10 protein-coding genes are annotated in these 11,457 nt (G+C 61.5%); all 10 read right to left on the bottom strand.

Translation table 11 applies throughout. The annotated features are described in order from the left end of the window. Positions 1-216: 216 nt before the first annotated feature. A complete protein-coding gene (locus G7071_RS07175; RefSeq protein ID WP_166316711.1) occupies positions 217-1,059 on the bottom strand; it encodes a glycosyltransferase in 843 nt (280 codons plus the stop codon). Between the two features lie 588 nt (positions 1,060-1,647). After that, complete coding sequence (locus tag G7071_RS07170) at positions 1,648-2,580, bottom strand: NAD-dependent epimerase/dehydratase family protein (RefSeq protein WP_166316708.1); 933 nt, start codon at positions 2,578-2,580, stop codon at positions 1,648-1,650. Positions 2,581-3,162: 582 nt separating this feature from the next. Then, positions 3,163-3,963, bottom strand: a complete 801-nt coding sequence (istB, locus tag G7071_RS07165) for an IS21-like element helper ATPase IstB (RefSeq protein ID WP_166316705.1) — start codon at positions 3,961-3,963, stop codon at positions 3,163-3,165. Then, positions 3,963-5,189 (bottom strand): IS21 family transposase, encoded by a 1,227-nt coding sequence (gene istA / locus G7071_RS07160; RefSeq protein WP_166316702.1) that lies wholly within the window; start codon positions 5,187-5,189, stop codon positions 3,963-3,965. The genes istB and istA overlap by 1 nt, the downstream gene beginning before the upstream one ends. Positions 5,190-5,429: 240 nt before the next feature. Further along, positions 5,430-6,050: a methyltransferase domain-containing protein gene (locus tag G7071_RS07155; protein ID WP_166316699.1), complete on the bottom strand. Its 621-nt coding sequence runs from the start codon at positions 6,048-6,050 to the stop codon at positions 5,430-5,432. Between the two features lie 241 nt (positions 6,051-6,291). After that, the gene (locus tag G7071_RS07150) at positions 6,292-7,428 is read right to left on the bottom strand and encodes a glycosyltransferase family 4 protein (RefSeq protein WP_166316696.1); all 1,137 of its coding nucleotides are present in this window, start codon (positions 7,426-7,428) and stop codon (positions 6,292-6,294) included. Beyond that, positions 7,425-8,570: a non-hydrolyzing UDP-N-acetylglucosamine 2-epimerase gene (wecB, locus tag G7071_RS07145; protein WP_166316693.1), complete on the bottom strand. Its 1,146-nt coding sequence runs from the start codon at positions 8,568-8,570 to the stop codon at positions 7,425-7,427. Before wecB ends, G7071_RS07150 begins: the two co-directional genes overlap by 4 nt. Further along, entirely contained in the window at positions 8,567-9,685 is a 1,119-nt protein-coding gene (locus tag G7071_RS07140; protein WP_166316690.1) for a polysaccharide biosynthesis C-terminal domain-containing protein, read from the bottom strand. The genes wecB and G7071_RS07140 overlap by 4 nt, the downstream gene beginning before the upstream one ends. Then, the gene (locus G7071_RS07135) at positions 9,682-10,728 is read right to left on the bottom strand and encodes a polysaccharide biosynthesis protein (RefSeq protein WP_166316687.1); all 1,047 of its coding nucleotides are present in this window, start codon (positions 10,726-10,728) and stop codon (positions 9,682-9,684) included. The genes G7071_RS07140 and G7071_RS07135 overlap by 4 nt, the downstream gene beginning before the upstream one ends. 30 nt (positions 10,729-10,758) lie before the next feature. Continuing rightward, complete coding sequence (locus G7071_RS07130; RefSeq protein ID WP_166316684.1) at positions 10,759-11,454, bottom strand: HAD family hydrolase; 696 nt, start codon at positions 11,452-11,454, stop codon at positions 10,759-10,761. Between the last annotated feature and the right edge of the window lie 3 nt (positions 11,455-11,457).

The raw sequence follows: 11,457 nt of genomic DNA, 5'->3' as shown, positions 1-11,457 counted from the left end.
CGACATCAAAACCCGTTACGGTTCATGCTTCGTCCGGACCCAGTTCCAGGTCAAGGACGCGAACCGCGTCAGCGACCGATGGTGACCGGACACTCGACGACGCAACCCCGCTCAAGATCTCGTGCCCAAGGTTGGCTAGCCCATACCCGCAGAACCAGGACGAGCGGTCATCTCCAGACCGACGAGCCGGTAACAACCAGCTCCTTATAGCGCGACCTAACGGCGTTTGAGGCCCAAGTCCTTAGCTAGCGAGTCCCACTCATAGATCGCTTGATCTCGCGTCCAGCTGATCCTTGAACTCTCAGACGCCACAAGTGACCCCTCGAGATCCAATAGTTCCAGTCCCAAACGACGCGCGATCTCAGTGTGCGCCGGAATTCGCGAGAAGACCAGCGGACTCCCCGCTAGCGCCGCCTCCGCCAAAGAAAACCCGAGGCTCTCCAGCCGGGATGGTAACACAATGAGGCTAGCCTGAGAGTAGGCTCTAAGCAGTGCCGCGTGTTGAAGGTAGCCAAAGAGAGCAGTCATGCCAGCGGCGGCTGCCTGTCGCTGGATCTCCTGCTGGCACCCCGAACCATCGTCGCCACCCGCGAAGATTACGGCCCGCAGTGCGGTGTGGTCACGGATATAGCGAAGCCCCCGCACTGGGTCCTTGTACCAAGTCACTGAACCTGGGACAAGCGCAAAGTTCTCGGAGCTAAGTCCCGGCCCGGGAACGTCCCCTATAGGGTAAACAGCCGGAGCCGTCACTGCTGAAACAGAAACATTCCTGTAACCGCGTTCGCTACAGAAATCTCCCATCGCGGACGTGAGGCAGACAACCCGATCAGCTCGCGAGAGGTTGACCGCAGCCAACGTTCTCCTCGCGATGATTCGTGATGCAATGCGAAAAGGATAGGGTTTGATTCTGGTCCAAAATTCGTCCCACGGAATAACATTCCAAGCATTCTGTGCAAGAACTATCTCGAATCCCGAACCTGTGGGCTTCTCGGTTTCCACTAAGGCTAGGCCTTCGCGCTGTGGCTCGTAGCCGACAAGCTCAAGAGACATTTCGACCATGCGCCCACCTGCGGACCGGCCTTCTTTCGCACCCATGGAACGGAACCTTAGCCGAGCTCATCTGCGTTCACGTTCTAGGAGGACGACGACGTATCGGCCAGCAAGTGACTCGACGACAGGAACGCGGGCGACTGAAGCCCGCTCAGGTTTGCTGGCGGATCCTGTCGAGTCCAGGAAGGTGAGCACATGCGGCTGGCATCTGCACGGTGTCCACAGTCGACCTAGAACTACATCACCCAGGTGCCTTCAGCGCCGTGAGGCTTCGGGACAGGTTCTCCTCACTCACTGGCAGCTGCGGTGTCGTGGCCAAGCAGCACGGGGTTGGCAAGAAATTCGCTACGACAAGAAATTCGCTATCAATGGTCCGTCGACTGGAGGAGGTCGACGATCCGAACTCCATGACGGCTTTTTCGCCGGAGACCTCTACGCCCGCGCTGGGTGACGATGGCGATCCCACGGAGCGGGCCCAGTCCGAGACCTGGCTGATTCTCAATCGACATCGGACCACCGCTGGGGCCCAGCCAAGACACCTCTGTCCGGGGGTAACAATGCGGCAAGCGATTCTCGAATTCTTGCCCCCTCAGTTGTTTAGCCAGATGCGCCCGACTGACGAAGCCAAGCCGCAATCGACCGTGGGGAGAAATCAAGGAGTCTATTGAGTTCCGAGATGTCTAACTGGGTGATGGGCGCATCGGACGCCCTTGCTGGTTGATGATCAATCAAAGGCTTAACGCTGTGGGCCTCGCTCAGAGCCTCGATAATCTCGGCGATTGATATCGCCGCGCCGCTTCCGACATTTAGCGCGCGCAAGCCATGCGGCTTCTCGGCCAGTCGGACCACCGCGTCCGCTAGGTCGTCGACGTGGATGTAGTCGCGACGGGCGCTTCCATCTCCGAACACGGTGATCCGTTCACCGGCCAGCAGCCTCGCCCGTGCGATTCCGATAAGCCCTTGTGACCCCACGGTTGGCTCCCCAGGTCCGACCACATTTGCGCATCGCAAGATGTCAGCGGCGAACTTGGCTTGCCGCGCATACATCGATACATACCTTTCAGCCGCCACCTTCATGATTCCGTACGAACTGATGGGCCACAGCGGTGCGTCCTCGCTAGTCGGAACAGGCGAGTCTGGGCCGTACACCGATCCGCCCGAAGAAAGAAACGTCAGACCTCGAGGAGGAACTGCGCGGGCTGCGCCAAGCACGGCCAACAACGGTTCCAAGTTACGCACCGCGTCGGAGACCGGGTCTAGGTTAGAATCGGCTGGTTTGCTAGTCCCGGCGGCATAGACGATGTGCGAGGCTCCCGTAAGGAACCGCGTCAGCAACACAGGGTCTTGGGCTGACCCCACAACTAATTCGACCGCATCGTCTCCCACGGGCTCGAGGTTTAGGGCCCGCACCTGCCAGCCGCGCTCCTGGGCTCGCTTGGCGATACGACGGCCGATGAAGCCAAACCCTACGATCGCCATCGATCCACGTGGGTTATGCAAGTGGTCAGTGGTAGCCGAAGTGTCATTCATGAACGCAGTCTCGCAGGGAGCGATGGTAACCGGACCCCTGGACTCGCGAAACTGCCGCCGATGCTCGAATCTGTAGCAGTTCTGACCGCTTGGTTTCCAGCGGCGGTGAACACCAACGCCGGCAACAGCTTCGTGGTGCCATCCCCTGGCGGAATCTCGCGCGGCGAGAGACACAAGTCGCACTGCGCTGCACCACCGGCCGCCCACACGATCCGGTGCTGCGGACGAACTTAAGGTCTGCTTCGTGCTGCCCCGTCGCGGACTATTGACCGGCACGACGCCCGCGCCGATGGTCGACTGCGGTGCGAGGCAGAAAGGGTGTGTCAACGCTGTCCCATCTGCGGAAACAGCCTGTTCTGGGCAGTGCCCGGAGATGGCGGTGAGCGCTGCTATGCGCCGAGCCGCCGCCTCCCCCAGCACGACGCCGTTACCACGAGGCCACCTAGGAGCCTGGCTGAGGCTCCCGCGACAGTCGCCACGAGCGTCACGTCGCATTGATCAGAGCGTTCCCGACGAGTGTCGGCAACGCTCGAAAATGAGGCCGATGCGACGCTCGAAAACGAGGCCACCGGTTCGTGTCTTCTAGTCTGCCGTGTCTTGGGTTCTGATGCTGGGCAGGGTGTCGATCCCGCGGTTGCGTAGCCGGTAGCTGGCGCCCTTCAGGGTCAGGACGTCGGCGTGGTGGACGACGCGGTCGATCATCGCCGCGGCGACGGCCTGGTCGCCGAACACACCGCCCCAGCCGCTGAAGGGCAGGTTGCTGGTGAGGATCAGCGAGGCGTGTTCGTAGCGGCTGGACACGAGTTGAAAGAACAGGTTCGCGGCGTCTTGCTCGAAGGGCAGGTAGCCGACCTCGTCGACGATGATCAGTCCGTAGCGCCGCAGCCGTGCGAGCTCTTGGGGTAGCCGTCCTGCGCGGTGGGCGTCGGTGAGTCGGGTGACCCATTCGGTGGCGGTGGCGAACAGGACCCGGTGGCCGTGGTGGGCGGCAGCGATGCCCAGGCCGGTGGCCAGGTGGGTCTTGCCGGTGCCCGGCGGGCCTAGCAGCACGACGTTGCGTGCCTCGGTCAGGAACCCACCCGATGCGAGTGCGGCGATCTGTTGTCGGACCTCGGGTTGGGCGTCCCAGTCGAACTCCTCGATCGTCTTGCGGGAACCGAACCCGGCGGCCCGGATCCGCAGCTGGGCACCGGATGCGTTGCGTGCTGCGACCTCACGATCCAGGACCGCGGCGAGGTACTCCTCGTGGGTCCACCCGGCGTCGCGGGCATGGTCGGCCAGCCGACCTGCTGCTTCGGTGATCCGGGGCGCCTTCAACGCACCCGCTAGGTAGGTCAGCTGCTTGAGTGCCTCGGTCGTGTTGCTCTTGGCCTTGGCTGCCATCAGGCCACCTGCCCGTCAGTCAGGCCGTCGATGAGGCCGAAGGCACGGTCGTAGTCGGCCAGATCGCGGGCTAGTTCCTCGTGCGGATCCGCTGCTGGTCGCGGGTGTTGGAACTCCTCACGCAGGACCTTCGCTGCGGCGACGTGGACGGGGTCGGTGATGGTCATGCCGCGCGCCCAGACACGGTCATGGGTGGCGACGAGGCGCCCCTCGTGGCGGACTTCGACACGACCCAGGTCAGCGGTCACGTCGACGAACCTGCCGATCACCGCAGGGTCGACGGAGTAGTCGCTGCTGTCGACGCGGACGTAGTAGTCGCGGCCCAACCTGACCCGGTTGACCCACCCGACCACGGGTGCGACGGGTGGCAGCGGCAGCATCGCTGCCCGATCGGCGGCAAGCCGGTCGACCGGCCTGGTCTTGATGGTGCGCACCACCCGGGCGTTCGCGAGTCCCAGCCACTCGGCGAACTGGGTGTTGAAGTCGGCCGGTGACGCGAAGTCACGCCCAGGCATGAAGGAGGTCTCGAAGAACCCGTTGCGTCGCTCGACGACTCCCTTGGACTCCGGGTCATACGGCTTCAACCGCTGCAGCGTGGTGGCCAGGGTGCCGGTGAACGCACCGACGCCTTCGGCATGACGCTTGCCGCGACCGATGCCGGACTCGTTATCCCAGATCAGACGGCGCGGGACACAGCCCAGCTGCTGCATCAGCTCCCACATCCCTAGCAGCAGGTCCTGGGTGTGCCGGGTCGGGATCATTTGGCCGAGGATGAACCGCGAGTGCGCGGCGGTGATCACCATGACCGGCAACAACACCTTGCTGCCGTCCTCGAGCGGGATCTTCTTCGGCGGGAACCACAGGTCGCACTGCGCCGCGTCACCTGGCAGCCAGGTCAGCCGGTCCGAGGGGTCGACCGGTCGATGTTCAGGACGCAGCCGGCGGACGTGGTCGCGGAACCAGGTGATCGAACCGGTCCAGCCAACCCGTTCTGCGATCACCGTCGCCGGCATGTCCGGCGTCGTCTTGAGCAACTCTCGCACCAACGGCTCGAACGGTTCGAACGAGGTCGGCACCGGCGGACGCTCATACTTCGGCGGCCGGTCCGAGGCCAACGCACGCTCGACCGTCGACCTACCGATACCTAGATCCCGTGCGACTTGCCGCTGCGGAACACCGTCCGCAACCAGCCGCCGGATCAAAGCCCAATCCTCCACTGAGATCACCCATCCAATCTGTCTGGGTGGCCTCGTTTTCGCCCGTCGCTATGGCCTCGTTTTCAAGCGTCGTCGACAACGAGCCCTCGGACACCGTACGACCCGAACGGGCAGACCCAGGTGTGCTAACGCTGTCAATAATCTGCTATCAAATCTCACCTTTGAACACTTGGACCATCTGGACCTCGGGGCCGCGTTGATGACACTTGCCCCGTGTATTGGGAAAACGATTCAGAGAAGTGCGACTGTTCAGTCCTGCAGCGGCCGTTGCGCAGGTTTCTGCGCAACCATCAAGTACCCCGACGGAAACTTCCAATCCATGTCCGAGCGCAAGCTAGCCGGGAGCTGCCGTCCTAGCCAGATCACGGCCTCCTGCTCCGCTGCGGCCAAAGCACGTCCCGACCGGCCACGAGAGGCAAGCAAGCGCGCCACCATGTCGCCTACCACCTCAACCGGCCCACCGAGCGTTTCCAAGGTCACGACCTCCAGTGCATTTGATTTTGCGAGATCATGCAACTTGAAGTGAGTGAACCGGTGGTGGTCGTGGGGTTCCTCATGAAGTCCATACAAGAATGGAACACCGATAATCAACTTACCACGTGGAGCCAAGAGGCGAGCAAAGTCAGCCATGGCGACTTCTGGCCGTGGCAGGTGCTCCAACACGTCTGTACAAAGAATGGTGTCAAAACTGGCATCAGGCAAATCCAAAGGCATCGTCAGGTCATGTTCGATATCGACATGTTTGTTCGTGTAGAAAGACGAGGGCCAGTCGATGCATGTCACGCTATCCGTCAGATCCCCATATGCGCCGTAAAGTGGAACAGCACCACAACCGATGTCGGCGAGACGTCCGGTTGCGTGCTGCTTCACTGCGCGAACATAACTTGTCGCGCATCGGTCAGAGGTGAGCCGCGCTGCGATCGATAGAGTCCCCCGGTCGCGGGACGCACGCCATACCCCCCTCCGGAGTTGAAATTTCGTTGGCCTCCACTCGGACGCGTTGCGCATGATCGGAATTCATTCCCTTCAGGAAGTCGAAGTGTCGCGAACAGAGTAAGGAGAGGCAACCACGCTCACGGAGCAGACCCGACGGTTGCCGCGAGTCGCCAAGCTACTTTCCAGCGACAGTGCGGTAGATGTCTCCTGTGGCTGAAGCCATTTGTATCGTCGTGTAGAGAGCCTCCGCTCGTGCGCGGCCAGCTTCTCCAAACTCCTTTCGTGTCTTTGAAGACGAGGCTAACTCTTTGAGTCGCGCAGCGAGCGCGACTGCGTCATCCGGCTGGACGAGGAAACCCGTCTCGCCGTGAACCACTTGCTCCTTCCCCGAAACCGCCGTCCGCACAACCGGCAGGCCTCGCAACATCGCGTCCACTACGACCAGCGGGAAGCCCTCCCACCTGCTGGACAAGACAAACACGTCGGACGCATCGAAGACCTCCGCGATGTCGCTGCGCCAGCCGACCAGGTGCACGATGTCTTGGGTGTGTGTCTCGCGACACCGGCGCTCTAGATCAGGACGCTCTTCTCCCTCCCCCACGATGACGACGTGAAAGTGAGGCATGTCCGCATCTGCCTGAAGTATGGCGGCAGCATCAATCAGCACATCGAAGCCTTTGGCTTCGTCCAACCGTCCCATTGCAACAAGCACTAGCCCCTCATCGCACGCTTCTAAGTCTGCTTTATCCAAACTGACTGGCTCAAAATCTGGCGTCGTGGACTCCACTCCGTTCGGGACGTAGTGGACCTTTCTTGCTGGCACGCCAAATCCTTCGAGTAAGTCAACCTCGATCGCCTCACTCGTTGCGACGAATTTTTGGGGAATTCTGTACAGAATTTTAGTGACCGCGGTATTCGCAATGGTGTTATGGACACTGAACACGACTCGGGAACGCCCTCGACCACTGGCCAAGAGCGCATATGGGAGCGTGCTTCGGGTGTGGCAGTGAATGACGGTTGGATTGAACTCCTCCACCATTGCGCGGGCATCCAGGTATCCTGCTGCCAGCGCGGCCCCAGAACGCACAAGCCCAACACCTTGACGAGAGAAGCCCAATTGATACGTGGTGAGGCCTCGATGTTCGGCATCCCGGACAAACCACTCGCTTGACGCCAACGACGAGTCCAGCGCGATTGCGACTGTCCAGCCCTGCGCCTTTAGCGCCGACGCCAACTGAAGCACGTGCCGAGTAAGCCCATTTTCGCGCACCTCTCCTGTCATCATCAGAACGCGCCCGTTCTCAGGTTTCATAGTCCCACCCCAAGATCGTTCTGGTACCGGATACCCGCCCATGCATGGTGCCGTCCAGCCGTTGACGCAATGAACCGCACTATCCGACTACTCGTGTCGGCGATCTCGTACCCAGCCGGGTGAGACGAGGTTACGGGACCGTCCGCCATCGATAGGCCGATCCCTCGCACCACGTCGTTAACATCGAGACCGGTCATGATGATTGATCCGCTGTCCAGGGCTTCGGGGCGCTCAATTGAGTCCCGCAGGGTGATCGCGGGAAAACCCAGAATCGAGGATTCTTCCGAGATCGTGCCCGAGTCGGAAAGGACGCACGCCGCCTCGAGTTGGAGCTTGTTGTAATCGTGGAAGCCGAAAGGCTCCATAAAATCGATGCCCGTGAGGTCGACTTCACTTTTCAGCGCCTCCAGCCGTTTTTGCGTGCGCGGATGTGTTGAGACAACGACGCGCTTGCCGAACTGCTCCCGCACAGCGACGAGACAGTCGAGCAGCATGTGCAGACGCTCAGTCAGATCCACGTTCTCCTCGCGATGGGCACTGACCAAGAAGTAGTCACCAGTCACAAGATTGAGCCTCTGGAGCACGTCGGAGGCGTCAATCTGGTTGCGATACTTCGCAAGCACCTCCCTCATTGGGGAGCCGGTTACCAACATTCGGCGAGGGTGCAGACCCTCTGCAAGCAAGTTGCGGCGCGCGTGCTCGGTGTAGGCGAGATTGAAGTCAGCGACATGGTCGACGAGTCGTCGGTTCGTCTCTTCCGGGACGTTCTCGTCGAAGCAGCGGTTGCCGGCCTCCATGTGGTAGGTCGGGACGCGCATGCGTTTACCCATGACCGTAGCGATGCAGGAGTTCGTGTCACCCAGAACAAGCATCGCATCTGGCCGTTCCTTCAACAATACGTTCTCCGTGCCCATGAGCACGCCGCCTAAGACCGACCCCAGGCTGGACGTATCCACCCCCAAGAAGTGGTTCGGGGCACGAATTCCAAGGTCGTCAAAAAAGACCTGATTCAGCGAGTGATCGTAGTTCTGGCCGGTGTGCACCAGGACGTGCTCGATGCCGTCGGTCTTGTCAAGACGGTCGATCACGCAGGCAAGCCGAATGATCTCGGGCCTGGTCCCGACTACGGTCATGACTTTCATGCGATTGCCTCCTGGGCGATGGTCTCAGGGAACTGATCGGGGTTCGCAGCGTCGAGCAATTGGTCGGACCAGAACATCGTGACCAGCTCGCTGTCGCCGACGTTTCGGATGTTGTGGACCCACAGCGTCGGCATGTCGACGAACGAGGGCTCGTCGCCGCTCAACCGGAAGGTGACCACCTCATCGTGTAGCAGGCGCCGGAGCTTGATCTCGGCCTCCCCCTTGACCACGAAGAACCGCTCGACCTTGTGCAGGTGATAGTGCTCACCGCGCTTCTGCCCCGGGCGAGTGGTGGACATGAACGCCATACCGGTGCCGCCGTGCGCACGGACGGTCTCGTACAGGTCACCGCGATCGTCGCAGTGCACCTGCGGCGAGATGGGCCACATTTCCGGGAAGGCCGCCGCCCGGTACGTGTTGAACAGATTGCGCCGCATCGGCGTGGACAAGTCCGGCACCTCGCCACGGGCCGCGTACAGCTCGTGGGTCTCGAGAAAAAAGTGCAACACGTCGCTGATCGCCATCGGCTCGGCAGACACCACTTCGGACACGTCCCTGCCCAGCGCTTGAATCAATAGCCCCGCTGCGTCCTGCGCGTGAAGCAGTTCGATCTTGCGGTCGTCCGTGATTGATGGTCTACGACCCGCCGCGACATCGTGCGCGAACGTGGCGACGAATGAGTTGTAGCCAGGGCGTCCGTGTTCACCGAACAGGTTCGGCAGCAACAGGTCAGCGAAGTGGCCACCCACGTCCTTCGCGGCCTCCTTCACGATCCTCGCGGCCTCCGCCTTACCCCGACCGTATGGGTTGTCCCGCTGCGACTGGACTGAGTTTGCAAAGACCAGGTCAAGCGGTTTGCCGACCTGGCGCATCGCACCCGCCAGGCCCAAGGCGATGGCAATGTTCCCCTGCTGAACCGCTCCATCGGAGTCCGAGCGGTTGATGCCGGCGATGTGGATCACTGCATCGACACCTGTCAAAGCCTCGATCAGACGCTGGGGGTCGGCAAAGTCGTTGCGCCCCAGGCGTATGGGCTCGACCCCGTGAATCGCCCGGAGGCGGCACGCGGTGTGCCATCCGAGGAAGCCGAACCCCCCGGTGACCGCAACCCTCATGCCTGCGACTCCGGGTCGCAACCGGCCGCACGCATCTCTCGACGAATTGGCTCCAAATTGAGCAGAAGTCGTTTTACCCCATCGAGGTCGAGCTGCACGGTGTTGTGCGAGGTGTAGTCGTGATCGACGACCTCGCTTTCCCCTTCGTCAAAGTACAGTTCGTACTCGAGGGATCGCGCGTCCAACGGCACCCGGAAATATGCGCCCTGATCGTCAGCCTTCTGCAGTTCCTCGCGACTCAGAAGCGACTCGTAGAGCTTCTCGCCGTGGCGGGTCCCGATTATCCTTACCTCTGGGTCGTTGTCGCCGAACAAGGAAGCAACAGCTCGCGCCAGCAACTCGACCGTGCAGGCAGGTGCCTTGTACACGAACAGGTCCCCGGGTGTGGCGCGGTCGAACGCGTACTGCACCAGGTCCACAGACTCCTCGAGGGACATCAAGAAGCGCGTCATCGTTGGGTCGGTGACCGTAAGGGGCTGGCCGTCCCTGATTTGCTGAACGAACAACGGGATCACTGATCCCCGGCTGTACATGACGTTGCCATAGCGCGTGATCGATACCGTCGTACCGCTGGTGGCAGAGCGGTTGCGAGCGTGGGCCTGAGCCACCTTTTCCATCATGGCTTTGGAGATGCCCATGGCGTTAATGGGGTACACCGCTTTGTCGGTGCTCAAGCACACAACCGACGCAACCCCCGCTCGCTCGGCGGCGCGGATGACGTTGTCGCTACCGGTGACGTTGGTGAGCACGGCCTGCTGGGGAAAAAACTCGCAGCTCGGCACCTGCTTGAGCGCCGCGGCGTGGAAGACATGCTGCACACCGTCCATTGCATCCTCAACGCTGCGAGTGTCTCGTACGTCTCCGACGTGGAACTTCACCCGCCCATCAGCGAGCTGACGTCGCATAGCGTCCTGCTTGGCTTCGTCACGGCTCAGGATCCGGATCTCTCCGACATCCGTCTTGAGAAGTCTGCTCACCATCGTCGAGCCGAACGAACCTGTGCCGCCCGTCACCAGCACCGGACCCGCGTGGGTGTGTTTCATGCGATCAGTTCCTTCTTTGGAGTTCGTTTGTCATTTGGTTTCGGCCTCGCGGGCCTCAGCGGCGCTTCTCGACAGGAGACCAACCAATCCGTGAGAGTCCAGCCGCGGGACCTCGGTGACGCCAGGTGGCGTGGCGAGTTGGTAGTGCAACGCACCTTCTCGCCTCACACGAACGGATTTCCAACCCAACGCTTGTGGGCCTTGAAAGTCCTTGATCGGGTTGTCTGCGACGTACACCAGTTCGTGGCCAGCAAGAGATAGACCCTTTTCCACAGCCAAGAAGACAGCTGGATCAGGTTTCGAAGTCCCCCATTCCGCCGTCACGACCACCACCTTCGCGAGTGCTCCCAAGCCAAGGGCCGCCACCTTGGCGCGCTGGCTACTCACGGGGCCATCCGTGACGACCCCCACGGGGATTGCGAGGCTCCTAGCAAGTTCAATGAGCGCGCGGGCGTCGGGCAACAACTCGATGTCCGGTATGTGCGCCCTGTAGGCGTCGACCACCGCCCGCCTCACCTCAGGCGTCACCTCGACACCCAAGTCCCGAAGCGCATCCGTCAGGGTCGTGCCGCGTCCTCCGTCCTCAAACAGACGCCAGGCACGCGCACCAACTCCCAGGACACCCAAACTGTTGGCGCACCACGCCTCAACGGCCGCGAAGCCGGAGGCGACGTAGGTCTGCTCCAGATAGACGGTGTCGTCGACATCGAGCACGAGACCTCGCACGGA

The organism is Nocardioides piscis (genome assembly GCF_011300215.1).
Taxonomy (GTDB): Bacteria; Actinomycetota; Actinomycetes; order Propionibacteriales; family Nocardioidaceae; genus Nocardioides; species Nocardioides piscis.
Note: the sequence above shows the minus strand (reverse complement) of the source record. Positions and strands in the feature narration are given on the sequence as shown.

Excerpts from the sequence above, each read along its gene's own strand:
- G7071_RS07175 (WP_166316711.1), bottom strand. The coding sequence starts at position 1,059 with ATGGTCGAAATGTCTCTTGAGCTTGTCGGCTACGAGCCACAGCGCGAA.
- G7071_RS07135 (WP_166316687.1), bottom strand. The coding sequence starts at position 10,728 with ATGAAACACACCCACGCGGGTCCGGTGCTGGTGACGGGCGGCACAGGT.
- G7071_RS07150 (WP_166316696.1), bottom strand. The coding sequence starts at position 7,428 with ATGAAACCTGAGAACGGGCGCGTTCTGATGATGACAGGAGAGGTGCGC.
- G7071_RS07170 (WP_166316708.1), bottom strand. The coding sequence starts at position 2,580 with ATGAATGACACTTCGGCTACCACTGACCACTTGCATAACCCACGTGGA.
- G7071_RS07140 (WP_166316690.1), bottom strand. The coding sequence starts at position 9,685 with ATGAGGGTTGCGGTCACCGGGGGGTTCGGCTTCCTCGGATGGCACACC.
- wecB (WP_166316693.1), bottom strand. The coding sequence starts at position 8,570 with ATGAAAGTCATGACCGTAGTCGGGACCAGGCCCGAGATCATTCGGCTT.
- istB (WP_166316705.1), bottom strand. The coding sequence starts at position 3,963 with ATGGCAGCCAAGGCCAAGAGCAACACGACCGAGGCACTCAAGCAGCTG.